This is a genomic window from Roseovarius sp. B08 (assembly GCF_051417955.1).
Taxonomy (GTDB): Bacteria; Pseudomonadota; Alphaproteobacteria; order Rhodobacterales; family Rhodobacteraceae; genus Roseovarius.
The window spans coordinates 1-17,228 of sequence record NZ_JBPRLW010000002.1; the positions used below are offsets into that span (position 1 = coordinate 1).

A 17,228-nucleotide genomic window follows, 5' to 3' on the forward strand; every position below is an offset into this window, starting at 1 on the left:
ACGCCTGTGCGGAACCAGCATGCGGGCATAGCCGAAATCCTGCGGACTCTCCTCGAAGGTGGCGCCATCCATGTGTTCGGCCAGCAGGAAGGCGGCCAGCGTCTCAAACATCGGAACTTCGACATGCTGGGCCTGTCCCGTACGCTCGCGGTGGAACAGGGCGCCCATCACGGCATAGGCGGCGGTCACGCCGCCAAGCTTGTCGGCCAGAATCGTCGGGGCATAAGCGGGCGGTGCCTCGGGGTCGCGCAAGGTTGCCAGGCTGGCCAATCCCGACACCGACTGGACAGAATCGTCGAATGCAGGCTTGGCGGCATAGGGTCCGTCCTGCCCGAAACCGGTGGCGGATACCGTGATCAAGTTCGGGTTTTCTTGGCGTAGAGTTTCGGGATCCAAAGACAATCTGGCCAGCGCCGCAGGCCGAATGCTCGAAATCATCACATCGGCATCGATGAGCAGTTTGCGCATCTGATCGCGACCGGTTTGCGTTTTGAGGTCCAGTACGACACTGCGCTTGTTGCGGTTGGCCCCCAGAAAAGCGGCACCCATCAGCTTGTTGCGCGATGGCTGGACCTGTCGAAGAAGATCGCCCTCGGGGCCTTCCACCTTGATCACATCGGCCCCCAGATCGCCCAGCATCTGTGTTGCCAAAGGTCCGAAAACCACAGAAGTCAGATCGACGATCTTCACGCCATGAAGGATCGCCGGTTTGTTCTCAGCGGTCATTTGGTTGTCCACCCTTTTAGTTGTCCACCGTTTTCATGAGAGGGGCCCGAATTCGGCGCGAATGGCTTCACCTTCCGCATCGAAGGCCGGGCAGGGGCCCAGTGCCGTTTCGCCGAGGCTGCGCCGGATCGGGGGTGTCGGGACGTTGATCTCGCCCGAGGGTGTGCCTATCAAGGATCGGTCAAGCTGCGGGTGATCGGACAGGGCCGCCACGTCGTTCACCGCGCCGGAGGCTATGCCCGCAGCGTCAAGGCGCTTCAGGATCTCGGTGCGATCATGCGAGGCGAATACGGTCTTGATGAGAACTTCGAGCGCGGGTTTGTTTTCAATTCGCGACGTGTTGTCATGGAACCGGGGGTCGGTTGCCAAAGCCGCATCGCCCAGTATGTGTTCACAGAACCGTTGCCATTCGCCGCTGTGCTGAACGGTAATGACGACAAGCTGACCGTCCTTGCATTCATAGGCCCCGTACGGGCAGATGACCGTGTGGTTCAGTCCGACACGAGGTGTCGGCTTGCCAAGGTAATCGTGATACAGCAGCGGAACCGACATCCAGTCGGCCATCACATCAAACATTGCCACGGAAACGCCGCTGCCCTTGCCGGTGCGATCACGCCCGACAAGTGCTTCGCATATTCCGGCATGGGCTGTCATACCGGTGGCGATATCGCAGACCGACACGCCCACCCGTCCTGGTCCGTCAGGTGTACCGGTCACTGATGCCAGACCGCTCTCGCATTGCACCAGAAGGTCATAGGCCTTGGCGTTGCGCATCGGGCCGTCTTCGCCATATCCGGTGATGTCGCAGGTCACGAGACGCGGGAACTCTCTCGCAGACTCGCTGAATCGAGCCCGAGCTTGGCCAGCGCGCCCGGCAGCAGGTTTTGAATGAACACATCTGCGTTTTCCAGCATCCTGAGCAGGATTTCACGGTCTTCGTCGGCCTTAATGTCCAAGGCGACCGATTCTTTGCCTCGGTTCAGCCATGTGAAATAGGCGCTTTCACCGTTGGCGGCGGTATCGTAGGCGCGGGCGAAATCGCCTGCGCCCTTGCGTTCGATCTTGATCACGCGCGCGCCGGCGTCGGCCAGCCGCGAGGAGCAAAAAGGCGCGGCGACTGCCTGTTCCAGCGCAACGACGAGTTTGCCGGAAAGGGGGCTAAGTCTGAACCTGACATGAGTTTCTCTCAATTGATCCTGAAAGGTTGACTAAATCTAACAATTGTTAGAAACATTATCAATACGCTTAACAAAGACTGGATCGCTTGAAGGAGAACACCTATGCAGGATGCCAAAGGACCAGACCAGCTTTTCCAACGCGCGCTGGCAGAAGGCGAGATCCTGCTGCCCGAGTGCGACGACTGCGGGGCCTATCACTTTTTCCCGCGAGTCCTGTGTCCACATTGTCATGGCGCCGCGATTTCGTGGAAGCAGGCCACCGGCAAGGGACGGGTTTACACCACAACCGTCGTGCGCCGCAGCGCTGACCGCGGCGGCGACTACAACGTGTGCATGGTCGAGCTTCAAGAAGGCGTTCGGATGATGAGCCGGGTCGAAGGCATTGCCCCGGGTGAGGTCGCCATCGACATGGCTGTAACCGCTTTCGTGGGCGAGGCCGAGGGCGCTCCGGCCGTGCTTTTCAAGCCGTCGGAGGTATAAGTCATGACCACAGAACTTCGGGGGAAATCCGCCATCGTGGGAACCGGTCATGCCGGTTTCGGAGAAGCCCATGGCCTGACGGCCTATGATGTCATGGCGCAATCCGCGCTTGCGGCGCTTGGCGATGCCGGGCTGAAACTGTCCGACGTCGACGGGCTGTTCTGCACCATGATGGAAGACAGCATGCCGGCGCTTATGGCGGCTGAATACCTGGGCATCCAGCCCCGTTTCATCGATGGCACGATGTCGGGCGGTTCGTCCTTCGTAAACTACCTGACGTCTGCGACCATGGCGCTGGACGCCGGTCTGTGTGATGTCGCGCTGATTGTTTATGGCTCCAACCAGCGCACCGCATCGGGCAGACTGGTGACCGCTTCACGTCCGCCGGCCTACGAGGCGCCGTATAATCCGCGCTATCCGATCTCGGCCTATGCGATGGCGGCGGCGCGGCACATGCATGAATATGGCACCACCCGCGAACAGCTGGCCGACGTGGCCGTTGCCGCGCGGGCCTGGGCGCAGCGCAACCCCGAAGCGTTCGAGCGCGGCCCGCTTACCCGCGAGGACGTGTTGGGTGCGCGCATGGTGGGCGATCCATTGACCGTGCGCGACTGTTGTCTTGTCACCGACGGTGGCGGCGCGATCGTAATGGTCCGCGCGGACCGCGCCCGGGATTTCCCGAAGGCGCCTGTCTATGTGCTGGGCAGTGCTGCGGCAAGCTCGCACCGGCAGATTTCGCAGATGAAGGATTTCACCGTGACCGCAGCCCGCGACTCGGGCGCGCGCGCCTTTGCGGCGGCCGGCGTGACCCCTGCGGACATCCAGGCGGTCGAGCTCTATGATGCCTTCACCATCAACACGATTTTGTTTCTCGAAGATCTTGGGTTCTGCGCGAAGGGCGAGGGAGGGGCCTTTGTCGAGGGCGGACGCATCGCGCCTGGCGGCGTCTTGCCGGTGAACACGAATGGCGGCGGCCTGTCCTGTGTGCACCCCGGGATGTACGGCATCTTCACAGTGATCGAGGCTGCCCGTCAGATCCGTGGCGATGCGCCGGGCATTCAGTTGAAGGATATTGATCTGGCGCTGGCGCATGGCAACGGCGGTGTGCTGTCCAGTCAGGTCACGGCCATACTTGGATCGCAAAACACGCTCTGACGGCAACTAAGGGAGGAAAATAAATGCCATTGGATTTCGATGCACTGTTGAACTGGGACTTTGAGGAAATCGAACAGACGCTGACCGAGCGGGATACCATCCTATATGCACTCGGCCTTGGGTTCGGCGAGGATCCGACCGACAAAAAGGAGCTGGCCTATGTCTATGAGGACGGGCTCAAGGCAGTTCCGTCGATGGCGGTCATTTTGGGGTATCCCGGCTTCTGGCTGCGCGATCCCAAGACCGGCGTAAACTGGCAAAAAGTGCTGCACGGAGAACAGTGGCTCGACATCTACAAGCCACTGCCGACACATGGCCGGATTGTCGGCCGCAGCAAGATCGACTTCATCGCCGACAAGGGCGAGGGCAAGGGAGCCGTCATTTACCAAAGCCGTGATATTATCGACGCGGACAGCGGTGAAAAGCTGGCGCGCGTGGCGATGTCGGCTTTCTGTCGCGGTGATGGGGGGTTTGGCGGTGAAAACCAAGCGGGTCCGGCACCCGCAGTGCTGCCTGATCGGGCGCCTGATCATGTATGTGATATCGATACCCTGCCGCGCCAAGCCCTTATTTATCGTCTCAGCGGTGATTTCAATCCGCTTCATGCTGACCCGGATGTTGCCCGTTCTGTCGGGTTCGACCGCCCGATCCTGCATGGTCTGGCGACCTATGGGCTGGCGGCCCGGGCGATTCTAAAGACGTTGCTTGACTATGATTCTGTCCGGCTTGTCGGTCTGGATGTTCGGTTCTCGGCGCCGGTCTATCCCGGCGAAACCGTGCGGTTCGAAATCTGGGAAGAGGACGGCGAGGCCCGGTTTCGAGCATCTATTCCGGCACGCGACGTGGTTGTTCTGAACAACGGCGCGGCGCGCTTCGCCTGAGGCAGTGAAGATGGCTCAACCGCTCAAGGATATCCTGGTGCTGGATTTCAGCACACTTCTTCCCGGTCCGATGGCGACGCTCATGCTGTCCGAGGCCGGCGCCGAAGTGATCAAGTTCGAGCGTCCCGGAGTCGGCGAGGACGCGCGCCAAACCGAGCCCAAGATCGACGGAGAGAGCATCGGATTTGCCGTGTTGAACCACGGCAAGCGATCGGTGGCCATCGACCTCAAGTCAAGGGGCGCAGTGGAACGTCTGCGCCCCTTGATCGAGAGGGCCGATGTTCTGGTAGAGCAGTTCCGTCCCGGCGTGATGGACCGGCTGGGGCTTGGTTATGAAGCGGTGCGAAAGATCAATCCCGGTCTCATCTATTGTTCGATCACCGGCTATGGCCAGACCGGACCAAAGGCCAGCGCCGCCGGCCACGATCTCAACTACGTCGGTGATGCGGGTATCCTGTCGCTCAGTCGCGGACCGGATGACCAGCCAACTGCCCCGTTCGGGCTGGTCGCCGATATCGGAGGCGGAACCTATCCTGCGGTGATGAATATCCTGCTGGCCCTGATTGCGCGGCAGGCAAGCGGGCAGGGGACGCATCTGGATATCGCAATGGCCGAGGGGGCGTTCGCCTTTGCCTATTGGGCCCATGCCGAAGGTGTGATTGCCGGGCGGAACATCGAAAGCGGTGGCAGCCGTCTGACGGGTGGCCTGGCCCGGTATCGGCTTTATTCGGCTGCGGACGGGCGTCAGATCGCCGTCGGCGCGTTGGAAGAAAAGTTCTGGCAGTCGTTCTGCGATGTCATTGGTTTGCCGGTGGCCCTTCGCGATGACTGGTCCGATCCCAATGCCTGTGCCGCGGAGGTTGCACGTCGTCTGAGGGAACACCCCTCGACCCATTGGGAGCCTCTGCTGGCTGCGGCCGATTGCTGCTGTTCGGTCGTGAAAACGCCCGCCGAGGCGGCGCGCGACCCGCATTTCAAAGCGCGTGACGTGTTCGGACGGGCCGTAAAAATCTCCGACCGGAACGCGCCTGCTTTGCCGCTGCCAATTGCGCCGGAGTTCCGTTCTTCGGGAAATTCGGTCGGAGTTGCAGCCACTCTGGGCGAAGACAATACGCGTTATGGCGTGGACCAACCAAAGACAGAGTAAATCCCGTTGACGGGCAGGTTTTGAATTGGTAATCTAACATTTGTTAGAAAAAGGAAGGGGCCAATGGACAAGTCTGACGATGACCTGCCGACTGAAGCTGAGCGTTATGTCATGCCATCGCGCTTTGTGGAAAGCGATAGCTTGGAAGTGCAGGGTTTCGTGACATCGGCTTTGCGTGATCTTCCTGTGGACGCAACCAATCGAGACAAGGCGATTCGCCTGTTCGAAACGGTTCGCGACGATATTCGCTATGATCCCTATTGTTTTGCGCTGGATGAGGACTCTTACCGTGCCAGCCGTATCGCTGGGGCGGAAGCGGCGTTTTGCGTTCCCAAGGCAATTCTGCTGGCGGCTTGTCTGCGTGCTGTGGGTATCCCCGCCGCTCTTGGGTTCGCGGATGTGCGCAACCACCTGAATACACCCAAGTTGCAGGAATTGATGGAGACCGATCTCTTTATCTACCACGGCTATGTTCAGTTGTGGTTGGGGAATGAGGCCTACAAGGTGACACCTGCATTCAACATGGAACTGTGTGAAAGATTCGGGGTCAAACCTCTGGTCTTCGACGGATATCACGACGCGCTCTTTCACGAGTTCGACGAACAGAATCACCGTCACATGGAATATGTGAACGACCGTGGGCTCTATTTCGACGCGCCGATGGGTGAGTTTCTGACGACGTTCAAGGAAACCTATCCGAAGCTGGAAGAATTCAACCGCATCCGGATATCCAAGGATGCGAGCGGATACGATGACGGTTTCGCAAAGGAGGGTGCCTCTTGAGGTATCTGGAAGACTTCTCGCCGGGCCAAGTCTATCGCTTTCGCAGCGCTCCGATGAGCGCGGATTCAATAAAGGCGTTTGCCGAGGAATGGGATCCGCAGCGGCTGCACACCGACGAAGACTATGCAACCGCCATACATGGCAGCCTGATCGCCTCGGGCTTTCAGACGATGCTGGAAGTGTTCAGGCCGATCATGGCTGAGATGATGGTCGATGTCGCCAATATCGGTGGCATGGGCTTTGAAAATCTGCGCTGGCTGCGGCCGGTGCGTCCGAACGAACCCCTTGATGTCGAACTGACGGTCAACGCGGTCACGCCGTCAAAGAGCAAGCCCGACAGAGGTGTTTTGCACTATACGCTCAGCGCCAAAAACCCTGAGGGCGAGGTCGTTTTTTCGACCGACACCCCCATGATGATCCTACGAAAGCAAAATGACACAGACTGATATCCTTTCCAGCGAACAAGAAGACCTTCGCCTGTTGCGCGAGAGCGCGCGCACGTTGTTTGAACGGGCGGGCGGAAGTGACAGAGCCCGAAAACTTCGTGATGCCGGGGGCGGTTTCGATGCGGAGATGGTCCGGGAACTCGCCGAGGCCGGTGTTTTCGGGGTGGCGGTGCCTGAAGATCAGGGCGGGCTTGGCATGGGCCTGGCCGCCGGGGGTGTCATCGCCGAGGAAGTCGGCCGTGTGATTGCACCGGAACCGGTCGTGTTGACAATCGGTCTGAGTCTTGGCCTTCTGCGCCGCCTTTGTCCGGATCATCCGAAGATGGCACAGCTCATCGGCGGCGAAATTTCTCTGGCGGTTGCCTGGCAGGAACGCGGTCCGGGCGGGGCGCCCGCCGATGCGACCTGCCGATACGCGGACGGTAAGCTGACCGGTGGCAAGGCCTGGGTCGTCGGTGCGACCGGATCGCAAGGGTTCCTCGTCGTGGCCGAACAAGATGAGGGGCCGGTTCTGGTCTTGACCGAGGCGGACGCGGACGGCCTTGTTATTGACAAGCGGACGCAGGCCGACGGCAGCTCCTCGGGCGAGCTTTCTTTTTCGGGAACGCCAGCTGCGGAACTTGCCCGCGGCGATGCGGTTCAAGCCGCGCTTGAGGAGGCTGTCGTCGATACCACGGCGCTTGCCGCAGCCGAGCTTGTCGGCCTGAGCGGTCGCGCCTTTGAGATCACGCTCGACTACATCAAGACGCGCGAGCAGTTCGACAAGCCGATCGGATCATTCCAGGTCATCCAGCACCGTGCCGTCGACCTTAACGTTATGTGCGAGGTCGCGCAGGCCGGAGTGCGGGCGGCGCTTGCGCAGATGGACAGCGAAACCGATCCGAAGGTTCGGACCCCTATTGCCAGCCGCGCCAAGGCGCGCGCCGTCACGGCCGCCAAGAAAATCACCCGCGACGCGATCCAGTTGCATGGCGCAGTCGGATACACGGATGAGTTCGATATCGGGCTCTACCTGAACCGGGCGTTGGTGCTGTCGGCCTGGTTGGGCGACGATACCTATCACAGGCGGATTTGGTTCGAGGCACGCGAAGCAGAGGGGGCAGCACAATGACCGACTGGAATGCAATGAGCGATGCGGAATTCCGCAAAGAAGTGCGCCAGTTCTTCGAAGCGGAATATCCCGAGGAGCTGCGTCATCTGCCGCACCGCCCGAAGTTCGCCGAGATCGAACATTGGCACCGCAAGCTTCACGCCAAGGGCTGGGTCGCACCAGCCTGGCCCGCTGAATTCGGCGGTATGGGCCTGAACGCTGCCAAGCTGCTGATCTTTTATGAAGAGCAGCAGCGCTGGGGCGTCAATCGCGGCCGCGACATGGGCGTGCAGATGGTCGGGCCGCTGATCATCAAATTCGGCACCCGGGAACAAAAAGATTACTGGCTGCCGCGTATCCTGAGTTGCGAAGACATCTGGTGCCAAGGATACTCGGAACCCGGCGCCGGGTCCGATCTGGCGAACCTGCGAACACGCGCAGAGATTGACGGGGACGACTTTGTCATCAACGGACAGAAGATCTGGACCACGATGGCGCATGACGCTACGCACATTTTCATGCTGGTGCGCACCGATCCGGATGCACCCAAGAAACAACAAGGCATCAGTTTCCTGCTCGCTCCGATGGATCAGCCCGGAGTCGATGTGCGCACCATCACGACCCTGTCGGGCGAGACCGAGTTTTGCGAGGTCTTCTTTGACAATGCTCGGACGCCCCGCGAGAACCTTGTCGGCGAGCTGAACAAGGGTTGGACGATGGCCAAGGCTCTCTTGAGCTTCGAACGCATTTTCATCGGTTCGCCAAGTCTGGCCCAGAACGCTCTGGGACAGCTTGAAAGCTTTGCCCGTGGCCGTGGCGCGTTTGACGATCCGGTGTTCCGTGACCGCTTTGCCCAGGCGGCACTGGATGTGGAAGATCATGCCGCGCTTTATGCCCGTTTTGCAGATCAGCTCAAACGTGGCGAGACGCTGGGTGCGGATGTCTCCATGCTGAAGATCTGGGTGACTGAATGCTTCCAGCGCATCACCGAACTGATGATCGAAGCAGCCGGTCCCGATGGCGGCACAATCGGCCCGCTTCAGGTTGGCAATGTTAGCGTCGACGTTTTGTCGAGCTTCTACAAGGCGAGGCCGACGACGATCTATGGCGGCTCGAACGAAATCCAGCGCAACATCCTGTCTAAAGCAGTACTTGGACTGCCGGGTTGAAGCAACAATCAAGACATCGAAGAGGGAAAAAGAATATGTCTGACCGTTACGCGAAATATGACAAGTTGAAGTTTGACTACCCGGCGGATCGCGTCCTGCGCATCACTTTTGATCGGCCTGAGACGTTTAACTCGGTCGATGCCGAAACTCACACCCAGATGACGGATATGTGGATCGACATCGACCGCGACCAGGATATCAACTCGGTGATCGTGACCGGCGCGGGCAAGGCGTTCTCGGCCGGAGGCGATTTCAGCCTGATCGAAAACATGATCGGCAATTCGCACGAGATCATGAAGACGTGGAAAGAAGCCAAGGACCTCGTCTACAATATCGTCAACTGCAACAAGCCGATCATTTCCGCGATCAACGGCCCTGCGGCCGGGGCGGGCCTTGTGGTTGCCATTCTCGCCGACATCTCGATCGCCGGGAAGAAAGCCAAGATTGTCGATGGCCACCCGCGGCTGGGTGTTGCCGCTGGCGATGTCGCGGCGATCATCTGGCCGCTGCTGACCTCGATGGCCAAGGCGAAGTACTATCTGATGACCTGCAAACCGGTGTCGGGCGAAGAGGCCGAGCGCATCGGCCTTGTGTCAATGTGCGTCGAAGATGACGAGCTGCAGCAGATCGCCTTGGACACGGCCGTCGAACTGGCCAACGGGTCGCAAAGCGCGATCCGCTGGACCAAGTATTCGCTGAACAACTGGTTGCGTCAGGCCGGTCCGATCTTCGATGCCTCGACCGCGCTGGAAATGCTTGGCTTCATGAGCGAGGACGTCAAAGAAGGTGTGCTGTCGCACCGCGAGAAGCGCGCACCGAACTTCCGCAAGGACTGCCCGCTCTAAAGTCTGATCGGACGAGGAGGCATGGACATGTCTGAAGATATTTATCGAGATATAGCTCAAGCCTATGCCGATGCGGCCAAAATGGCATCTGGTCTCAAATCGCGGTTTACGGCTGCCGGATTCGATCCGGCAGCCGTCACATCGTTGGCGGACCTGTCGCGGCTGCCAGTGATGAAGAAGGAAGAGCTTCTGAAGATCCAGCGTGATAACCCGCCTTTTGGCGGGTTCCTCGCCTCTGGTCTGAAGGATGTCGGGCGGATCTACGTGTCCCCCGGCCCGATCTTCGAACCGGCACTTTCGGGCGGTGTCGGCCACGGCCTTGACCTGCTGTTCAAGGCGGCCGGGATGGGGCCGGGGGATATCATCCTGAACACCTGGATGTATCATCTGGTGCCGGCAGGCTTGCTGTTCGACGAAGCGGCACAGTCCGTCGGGGCCACGGTGATCCCCAGCGGTGTCGGCAATACCGAGCTTCAGGCCCAGATCATCGTTGAAACCGGTGTGACTTCAATCTGCGCCTCGACCGCGTTTTTCCTGACGCTGGCGGACAAGGTGATTGAAACCTATGGCCGGGATGCCTGGACGGTGAAAACCGCCTTCCTCGGCGGTGAGATGGGCGACTGGATGGCCAAGCGCCGCCGGATGGAGGCCGAATATGGCGTGTCCACCTGGGCCGCCTATGCCACCGCCGATCTGGGCCTTGTCGCCTATGAGGATGGCGGCGAAGGCTATCTGGTTCATCCCGACCGCGTGGTGCAGATCTGCGATCCGATCAGTGGCGAGCAGGTAGCCCATGGCGAACCGGGCGAGGTTGTCGTGACCGCGCGCGATGCCAGTTGGCCGATGATCCGGTTCGGCACCGGCGACAGCGCCTTTGCTCTGGAAAGCAATGAAGATGGCAGTGTCGGCCGCATTTCTGCGTTGCAGGGCCGGGTCGGCGCGGCGGTCAAAGTGCGCGAGATCTTCGTCTATCCCCGCGTGATCGAAGAAGTCGTGATCGTGACGCCAGGCGCAAAGGCCGCGCAGGCCGTGGTGACGCGCGAAAGTGACCGTGACATGATCCGGCTTTCGCTTGTGCTGGAAGACGGCGCCGACGCCTCAGCTGCGGAAACAGCCGCAGCTGAGGCCTTCAAATTGCATGCCAGGATCCGTGCCGACGCGGTGAGCGTTGTTGCGGAACTGCCCGAGAATGCAGAACTGATCATCAACCAAAAAGACGGCTGAGATCGCTTCTCAGTCATCTGCGATAGTGGCAGGATCAGATGGGCGGCTGGGCAACTTGCCGCCCTTTTTCGTCAGGCGCAGAGCCCATCTTTGGCGGCATGGTATTCCCGGACGAGACGGTCAACATAGTCCGCTGTCGTCGTCACCGCGCCGACCGCACCGATCCCCTGACCGCTGCCCCAAATGTCGCGCCAAGCCTTCGGGCGGATGTCGCCGGTGGCCAAATTCAATTTGTTGCCGTCACCGGTCAGGTTGTCAGGATCAAGCCCAACCGCCCGGACCGACGGTTTGAGATAATTGGCGTTCACGCCGCTGAAATGGCTGGTGTAGAGAATGTCGTCCGCGCCGCTGTCAACGATCATCTGCTTGTAATCCTCGGAGGCGACGGCTTCGGTTGTCGCGATGAAGGGCGACCCGATATAAGCAAAGTCGGCGCCTATGGCCTGCGCGCCCAGTACGGAGCTTCCGGTGGCGATGGATCCCGACAGGGCCAGCGGACCGTCGAACCATTCGCGGATCTCCTGAACCAGCGCAAAGGGCGACAGGGCACCCGCATGGCCACCCGCCCCGGCGCAGACCGCGATCAGTCCGTCAGCCCCCTTGTCGATGGCCTTCCTGGCAAACCGGTTGTTGATCACGTCGTGCAGCACGGTGCCGCCGCAATCATGTGCCGCCTGGTTCACGTCTTCGCGTGCGCCCATCGAAGTGATCCAGACTGGCACCTTCCAACGGGCACATATCTCGACGTCGCGTTCGACCCGATCATTCGAGCGGTGCACGATCTGGTTGACCGCAAAGGGCGCGGCGGGCCGGTCGGGATTGGCCTGATTATGTGCGTCGAGCTCTTCGGTGATGCGTTTGAGCCAGGCTTCAAGCAGGGGGGCTCGCCGTCTTTTTCGCGTGCGTTCAGGGCGGGAAAACTGCCGATCACGCCGGCTTTGCATTGGGCGATGACAAGGTCGGGCCCGGATACCAGGAACATTGGAGAGCAGATCACGGGCAGGCGCAGATGGCCGAAAAGAGTGTCGGAATACATGGTTTCGGTCTCTTTGCCGATTCATCAGGACGTTGCGCGGAGCCGCCGCCAGCGCATCTCTGGCCAGATCGAAACACCGCGGCCCTGAGACCGCAACGGAAAAAACGGGCGGCATCCATTTAACACAAGTCTGTTTTCCGGCGCTGGCCTGTAGCTTGTTGGCACAACCCGCCTTTAGCGTGTTCCCAGGAGATCCATTTCCGGGAGGAGGAAGCGGTGCCCTTGCTTTACAAATGCTCAGAGGGTGTCGGTCGGATGACGTTCGACTTCCCCGAGAAGAAGAATGCGCTCGACCAGGCCGCGCGCAAGGAGATGGAGCGCATCGTCACGGAAGTGCGCGATGACGACCGTGTCCGCGCGCTGCTGATCACCGGAACCGGTGGCGCGTTTTGCGCGGGCGGATACCGCCGACGTGTTGATCGAGAATTCCCGGCCCGGTACGATGGAAAAACTGGGTATCGGGTGGGAGACGCTCTCGGCTCGCAATCCGCGCCTGGTCATGGGGTCGGGCAAGGGCTACGCCGCCGATTCCGTTTACCGCGATGCACCGGCGATGGATTTCCCCATTCAGGCGCTGACCGGGCTGATGTCGGTAACCGGGTTTCCTGATGGCTCGCCGATGAAATGCGGCGCGGCGATCACCGATTTTCTCGGCGGCGTCCACCTGTTTGGCGGGATCATGGCGGCGCTGCATGCACGCGGCACGACCGGGCGCGGCGACTTCGTTCAAATTGCCATGCAGGACGTGACGCATCACGCGCTGGCGTCCAATATCTCCAGCTTCCTGTTGGCACCTGACGGGTTTGCCGACCGTGCCGGCAACAGCCAGGCGGTGCTCAAGGTCGCGCCCTACGATCTGTTTCCGGCGCGGGACGGGCAGGTGGCGATCATGTGCCTTAATGATCGCCACTGGCAGCAATTGAGCCGCGCGATGGGGCGCGCCGATCTGGCCGAGGATCTCGAACTGGCCGAGGGCCCCGCGCGCTGTGCGCGGCGTGCCGAGGTCGATGGCTGGGTCTCGGAATGGACCACGCAGCATAGTCGTGCTGAGATTTTCGAGGCTTTGAGCGACGCCAGTGTGCCGGGCGCGCCGGTGCGCACCCTGGCCGAGGTGGTTTCGGACGATGACATGCGCACCCGCGGGCATGATCCACGATCTTCCGCATCCGGATCTGGGCACGGTCCCTGTGCCCGGGTTGCCAATGAAATTTGCACGTCACAACCACGTGCCCCCATACCCGCCCCGGCAGCGGGTGCCGATACGGCACGCGTACTGGGCGCATTTCGCCAGGCCGGGCTTTCCACACTCTCAGAGGACAAAAACTGACATGTTCAAGCTCGATCCGGAACTGGAAGATTTTCGCTCGGAGGCCCGCAAGCTGGCCGAACGGGAATTCGCCCCAAAGGCCGCCTATTGGGACGACAAAGAGGAATTTCCCGCCGCCAACCGCGACAAGCTGGCCGAGCTTGGCTATCTGGGCATGTTCATCCCCGAGGAATACGGCGGCTCCGGCGCGCCGGTGGTGCAGGGCACCGTCTTTCTGGAGGAAATGGCGCGGGTCTGTTTCAACACCGCGCTGGTCTCGCAGCTTTACCTGAACGGTCCGTCGCGGGCGATCAGCGTTCTGGGCAACGACGAACAGAAAAAGCGGTTTCTGCCGGACATGGCGGCGGGCAGGAAATTCATCGCCATCGCCATCAGTGAACCCGAGGCGGGGTCCGCGGTCACCGATCTGCGCACCACGGCCACCAAGGATGGCGACGGCTGGGTGCTGAACGGCAACAAGTGCTGGTCCACCGGCGCCCATGTGGCCGATTACGCGCTGGTCTTCTGCCGGTTCGGCAAGGCCAGCGGGGCAAGGGGGATCGGCGCTTTCGTTGTCGATCTGAAGAAACCCGGCGCGCGGATCGGCCACATATCGCTGAAAATGGGCGGTCGGGGCCTGACCGAGGCCGAGATCATCCTTGAAAACTACAAGGCCGGCCCCGAGGACGTGCTGGTTGAGGGGGATCCCGAAAGCTCGCGCTCCTTCGCGCTGCTGATGAGCAGTTTCGGCCCCGAGCGTGTGGGCAATGCGGCGATGTGCGTGGGGCTGGCGCAAGGTGCCTTCGAGGCGGCCAAGGAATATTCGGAGATCCGCCATCAGTTTGGCCGCCCGATCAACGAATTTCAGGGCCTCCAATGGAAGATCGCCGACATGGCGACACAGATCCATGCGGCACGGCTGATGGTCTATCGCGCCGCCACCAACCCCGCGCCGAACGGCTTTCCCGACCCGATGGATGCAACCATGGCCAAGCTCTACGCCAACGAAATGGCGCAACGGGTCACGAACGAGGCGCTGCAGATCCACGGCCACAACGGCTATACGCGTGAATACCCGCTGGAACGCATGGTGCGTGACGCGCGCGGCTTCGCGCTTGGCGGTGGCACCGTTGAGATCCTGCGCAACACCATTGCCGCCATGGTCTATGGCCACAGTTTCAACCAACGGCGGGGAGGGTAGGGCGCATGCATCCTTCAATGCTGACCGAGGAGCAGATCGCGCTGAAGGACTCGGCGCGCAAGCTGGCGCTGGGTGAATTTCGCGACCGGGCCGCGCGCTGGGACCGGGAGGGCATCTATCCCGATGAAAACCACCATCGCCTGAGCGAACTTGGCTATCTGGGCATGACCATCCCCGGCGAATATGGGGGGGGGGATGCCTCGCTGGTCGATTGCTATCTGGTGATCGAGGAACTGGCGAAGGTGGATTTCAACACCGCGCTGATTGTCCATGATCAGAACGTCTCGCCCCGGATCATCGCCACCTGCGGCAGCGAAGAGCTGAAGCGCGCCTTCCTGCCGCGCTTCGCGGCGGGCGAGATCGAATGCGCGATTTCCTGGACCGAGCCCGAGGCAGGCTCGGACGCCACGGCAGTGACGACCTCGTTGCGGCGGGACGGCAATGACTTTGTGCTGAACGGCGGCAAGATATTTACCACCTTCGGCGACCGGGCCGATTACCTTCTGGTCTATGCGCGGTTCTGCGACAGCAAGGGGGCGCGGGGCATTGGCACGGTTCTGGTGGAACGTGACAGCCCCGGCGTGACGGTGCACATCCTCGAACAGAAGATGGGGGCGCGCGGCTGCAACGAATGCGAGATCCACTTTGACGACGTGCGAGTGCCGGCGGAGAACATCGTGACCGAGGGTCTGGCCGAGAATTCTAGCGGCTTTGTCCGTCCGCTGGGTGTCTATAACGGCACCCGCGTCGGCATGGGGGTTCTGGCGCTTGGCGTGGCCGAAGGTGCGTTCGACCTGGCCTGCGACTACATGAAAACGCGCCGCCAGTTCGGCAAGGCGCTGTCCGACATGCAGGGCCTGCAATGGATGATGTCGGACATGAAAGTGCAGATCGAGGCTGCCCGGTCGCTGTGCTACACCGCGCTGTCGCTGATCGACCGGGGCCAGCCCGATCCGACCCTGTCATCGATTGCCAAGGTCCAGGCCACCGAGATGGCACAGCGCGTAACCCACGACGCGATGCAGATGTTCGGCGGCTACGGTTATTTCGGCTCGTTGCCGCTGGAGCGGATGGTGCGGGACGTGCGGATGCTGACGATCGCCGGAGGCACGACTCAGATCCACAAGAACGGGATCGCACGGGCGCTGTTTGCCGACTGACAGATTATTGCTGAGGGGAGGGACGGTCATGGAAAGTGACATCACAGTTGAACGCAAGGACGGTCTGGCCGTCGTGTCGCTGAACCGGCCGGACAAGCTGAACGCGCTGACCATTGAAATGCGGGTCGAGCTCATGGAGAGCTTCCGCCAGATGCACACCGACCCCGAGATCCGGGCGGTGCTGCTGAGAGCCGAGGGCCGTGCCTTTTGTGCGGGCGCGGATATTTCGACCATGGGCAAGGACGATGTCTGGGGCGACCGTGCGCGTCTGCACCGGGCGCACCAGATGATCCTGTCGATCTACAACTGTGAAAAGCCGGTGGTGGTGGCGGTGCGCGGTCCCGCGGTGGGGATCGGGCTGAGCATGGCCCTGGCCTGCGACGTCCTGCTGCTTTCCGAGACAGCGAAACTTGGTCAGGTCTTTCGCAAGATTGGCCTGGCCCCGGATGGCGGCGCGGCGTTCTTTCTTCAGAATCTGATCGGGCGACAGCGGGCGACAGATCTTGCCTTCTCTGCCCGGCTGGTGCCGGCGCAAGAGGCGCTGAGCCTGGGGCTGGCGAGCCAGGTGCATCCGGACGACGCGCTCGATGACGCCGCGGCGGACTATGCGGCAGACCTGGCGGCAGGCCCGACTTTTGCGCTGGCCGGAGCCAAGCGGCTGATGCGCGCCGCGCTGCAACCTTCGCTTGAGAGCTTTCTTGAAACCGAAGCCATCATCCAGGGACAAATCATCAAGAGCGCAGACCACGCCGAAGGCATCGAAGCCTTCCTGAGCAAGAGACAACCGGTATTTCGAGGGGCATAGCCGTAGGGCCCGCGACCTGACCATGACAGGAAAGAAACATCGATGTAATCAGTAATTGCCCGACTTGGATGGGTGTCGCGGATCATCACCTATGCCGCGACGGCTCTGGCGGCCCTGATGATGGTCCATGTCACGCTCGACGTCATCCTGAGCCAGTTCATCGCAGAGCCACTGCCGGGAACGGTGGATTACGTGTCCTACTATTACATGGTCGGGTTGGTCTTTCTGCCGCTTCCCTTCGTCGAATATACCAACGAGCACATCAAGGTCGACCTGATCCACGATATGCTCCCGACAGGGGCGAGGACCGCTTTCGACATGCTGGCTCTGGCACTGTCTGCGGTGTTCTACGGGCTGCTCACCTGGCAAACCTGGATAGACGCTGTCGAGAAATATCTTATCGGGGAGAAATCCATGGGCATGGCCGCGCTTACCGTCTGGCCCGGCCGCTTCTTTCTGCCCCTTGGAGCGGGGCTGATGGTGCTGCTCTTGCTGGCGAAGCTGACCCAAAGGCCATTCACCGACGCTGGCATGGCTGGTCCCAATCACGACATGTACGAATAGGAGCGGGACGGTGAGCTTTTTCCAGATCGGCC

16 protein-coding genes and 3 pseudogenes are annotated in these 17,228 nt (G+C 61.0%); 16 read left to right on the top strand and 3 right to left on the bottom strand.

Features of this window, described 5'->3' with window-relative positions:
- A partial coding sequence (locus ACSQ76_RS21270) for a CaiB/BaiF CoA transferase family protein (protein ID WP_437158261.1) occupies nucleotides 1–690 on the bottom strand: 690 nt, incomplete at its 3' end.
- Between the two features lie 69 nt (nucleotides 691–759).
- Nucleotides 760–1,916 (bottom strand): annotated as a pseudogene (locus ACSQ76_RS21275) (CaiB/BaiF CoA transferase family protein).
- Between the two features lie 90 nt (nucleotides 1,917–2,006).
- Here ACSQ76_RS21275 and ACSQ76_RS21280 point away from each other — a divergent pair.
- The 10 genes from ACSQ76_RS21280 (at nucleotide 2,007) to ACSQ76_RS21325 (ending at nucleotide 11,124) form a co-directional block, all read left to right on the top strand.
- A complete protein-coding gene (locus ACSQ76_RS21280) occupies nucleotides 2,007–2,384 on the top strand; it encodes a Zn-ribbon domain-containing OB-fold protein (protein ID WP_057817223.1) in 378 nt (125 codons plus the stop codon).
- 3 nt (nucleotides 2,385–2,387) lie between these two features.
- Nucleotides 2,388–3,539, top strand: a complete 1,152-nt coding sequence (locus ACSQ76_RS21285; protein WP_057817220.1) for a thiolase — start codon at nucleotides 2,388–2,390, stop codon at nucleotides 3,537–3,539.
- 23 nt (nucleotides 3,540–3,562) lie between these two features.
- Complete coding sequence (locus ACSQ76_RS21290; RefSeq protein WP_437158262.1) at nucleotides 3,563–4,420, top strand: MaoC/PaaZ C-terminal domain-containing protein; 858 nt, start codon at nucleotides 3,563–3,565, stop codon at nucleotides 4,418–4,420.
- Between the two features lie 10 nt (nucleotides 4,421–4,430).
- Nucleotides 4,431–5,567: a CaiB/BaiF CoA transferase family protein gene (locus ACSQ76_RS21295; RefSeq protein ID WP_437158263.1), complete on the top strand. Its 1,137-nt coding sequence runs from the start codon at nucleotides 4,431–4,433 to the stop codon at nucleotides 5,565–5,567.
- Between the two features lie 63 nt (nucleotides 5,568–5,630).
- The gene (locus ACSQ76_RS21300; RefSeq protein ID WP_057817215.1) at nucleotides 5,631–6,350 is read left to right on the top strand and encodes a transglutaminase-like domain-containing protein; all 720 of its coding nucleotides are present in this window, start codon (nucleotides 5,631–5,633) and stop codon (nucleotides 6,348–6,350) included.
- The gene (locus ACSQ76_RS21305) at nucleotides 6,347–6,796 is read left to right on the top strand and encodes a MaoC family dehydratase (protein ID WP_057817214.1); all 450 of its coding nucleotides are present in this window, start codon (nucleotides 6,347–6,349) and stop codon (nucleotides 6,794–6,796) included. The genes ACSQ76_RS21300 and ACSQ76_RS21305 overlap by 4 nt, the downstream gene beginning before the upstream one ends.
- Nucleotides 6,783–7,907: an acyl-CoA dehydrogenase family protein gene (locus ACSQ76_RS21310; RefSeq protein WP_437158264.1), complete on the top strand. Its 1,125-nt coding sequence runs from the start codon at nucleotides 6,783–6,785 to the stop codon at nucleotides 7,905–7,907. Before ACSQ76_RS21305 ends, ACSQ76_RS21310 begins: the two co-directional genes overlap by 14 nt.
- Complete coding sequence (locus ACSQ76_RS21315; protein WP_057817209.1) at nucleotides 7,904–9,055, top strand: acyl-CoA dehydrogenase family protein; 1,152 nt, start codon at nucleotides 7,904–7,906, stop codon at nucleotides 9,053–9,055. The genes ACSQ76_RS21310 and ACSQ76_RS21315 overlap by 4 nt, the downstream gene beginning before the upstream one ends.
- A gap of 35 nt (nucleotides 9,056–9,090) precedes the next feature.
- On the top strand, nucleotides 9,091–9,900 hold the full coding sequence (locus ACSQ76_RS21320; RefSeq protein ID WP_057817207.1) for an enoyl-CoA hydratase/isomerase family protein: 810 nt from the start codon (nucleotides 9,091–9,093) through the stop codon (nucleotides 9,898–9,900).
- Between the two features lie 27 nt (nucleotides 9,901–9,927).
- Complete coding sequence (locus tag ACSQ76_RS21325; RefSeq protein ID WP_236553333.1) at nucleotides 9,928–11,124, top strand: phenylacetate--CoA ligase family protein; 1,197 nt, start codon at nucleotides 9,928–9,930, stop codon at nucleotides 11,122–11,124.
- 71 nt (nucleotides 11,125–11,195) lie between these two features.
- On the opposite strand, the pseudogene ACSQ76_RS21330 reads toward ACSQ76_RS21325, so the two are convergent.
- Nucleotides 11,196–12,160 (bottom strand): annotated as a pseudogene (locus tag ACSQ76_RS21330) (NAD(P)H-dependent flavin oxidoreductase).
- Nucleotides 12,161–12,415: 255 nt separating this feature from the next.
- Between ACSQ76_RS21330 and ACSQ76_RS21335 the strand changes: the two are divergent.
- The 6 genes and pseudogenes from ACSQ76_RS21335 to ACSQ76_RS21360 form a co-directional block, all read left to right on the top strand.
- Nucleotides 12,416–12,505 (top strand): annotated as a pseudogene (locus ACSQ76_RS21335) (enoyl-CoA hydratase/isomerase family protein); the annotation flags it as partial.
- 34 nt (nucleotides 12,506–12,539) lie between these two features.
- Nucleotides 12,540–13,487, top strand: coding sequence for a CoA transferase (locus tag ACSQ76_RS21340; protein ID WP_057817200.1), 948 nt, complete (start codon nucleotides 12,540–12,542; stop codon nucleotides 13,485–13,487).
- A 1-nt stretch (nucleotide 13,488) separates the two neighbouring features.
- A complete protein-coding gene (locus ACSQ76_RS21345; RefSeq protein ID WP_437158265.1) occupies nucleotides 13,489–14,667 on the top strand; it encodes an acyl-CoA dehydrogenase family protein in 1,179 nt (392 codons plus the stop codon).
- A 5-nt stretch (nucleotides 14,668–14,672) separates the two neighbouring features.
- Nucleotides 14,673–15,827 (top strand): acyl-CoA dehydrogenase family protein, encoded by a 1,155-nt coding sequence (locus ACSQ76_RS21350; protein WP_437158266.1) that lies wholly within the window; start codon nucleotides 14,673–14,675, stop codon nucleotides 15,825–15,827.
- Nucleotides 15,828–15,855: 28 nt separating this feature from the next.
- Nucleotides 15,856–16,632 carry an enoyl-CoA hydratase/isomerase family protein gene (locus ACSQ76_RS21355; RefSeq protein ID WP_057817196.1) on the top strand — a complete coding sequence of 259 codons (777 nt, stop codon included), beginning with the start codon at nucleotides 15,856–15,858 and terminating at the stop codon, nucleotides 16,630–16,632.
- 72 nt (nucleotides 16,633–16,704) lie between these two features.
- Entirely contained in the window at nucleotides 16,705–17,196 is a 492-nt protein-coding gene (locus ACSQ76_RS21360) for a TRAP transporter small permease (protein WP_236553322.1), read from the top strand.
- Nucleotides 17,197–17,228 lie beyond the last annotated feature (32 nt).

Excerpts from the sequence above, each read along its gene's own strand:
- ACSQ76_RS21345 (WP_437158265.1), top strand. The coding sequence starts at position 13,489 with ATGTTCAAGCTCGATCCGGAACTGGAAGATTTTCGCTCGGAGGCCCGC.
- ACSQ76_RS21350 (WP_437158266.1), top strand. The coding sequence starts at position 14,673 with ATGCATCCTTCAATGCTGACCGAGGAGCAGATCGCGCTGAAGGACTCG.
- ACSQ76_RS21355 (WP_057817196.1), top strand. The coding sequence starts at position 15,856 with ATGGAAAGTGACATCACAGTTGAACGCAAGGACGGTCTGGCCGTCGTG.
- ACSQ76_RS21300 (WP_057817215.1), top strand. The coding sequence starts at position 5,631 with ATGGACAAGTCTGACGATGACCTGCCGACTGAAGCTGAGCGTTATGTC.
- ACSQ76_RS21315 (WP_057817209.1), top strand. The coding sequence starts at position 7,904 with ATGACCGACTGGAATGCAATGAGCGATGCGGAATTCCGCAAAGAAGTG.
- ACSQ76_RS21280 (WP_057817223.1), top strand. The coding sequence starts at position 2,007 with ATGCAGGATGCCAAAGGACCAGACCAGCTTTTCCAACGCGCGCTGGCA.
- ACSQ76_RS21325 (WP_236553333.1), top strand. The coding sequence starts at position 9,928 with ATGTCTGAAGATATTTATCGAGATATAGCTCAAGCCTATGCCGATGCG.
- ACSQ76_RS21290 (WP_437158262.1), top strand. The coding sequence starts at position 3,563 with ATGCCATTGGATTTCGATGCACTGTTGAACTGGGACTTTGAGGAAATC.
- ACSQ76_RS21320 (WP_057817207.1), top strand. The coding sequence starts at position 9,091 with ATGTCTGACCGTTACGCGAAATATGACAAGTTGAAGTTTGACTACCCG.
- ACSQ76_RS21285 (WP_057817220.1), top strand. The coding sequence starts at position 2,388 with ATGACCACAGAACTTCGGGGGAAATCCGCCATCGTGGGAACCGGTCAT.
- ACSQ76_RS21295 (WP_437158263.1), top strand. The coding sequence starts at position 4,431 with ATGGCTCAACCGCTCAAGGATATCCTGGTGCTGGATTTCAGCACACTT.
- ACSQ76_RS21310 (WP_437158264.1), top strand. The coding sequence starts at position 6,783 with ATGACACAGACTGATATCCTTTCCAGCGAACAAGAAGACCTTCGCCTG.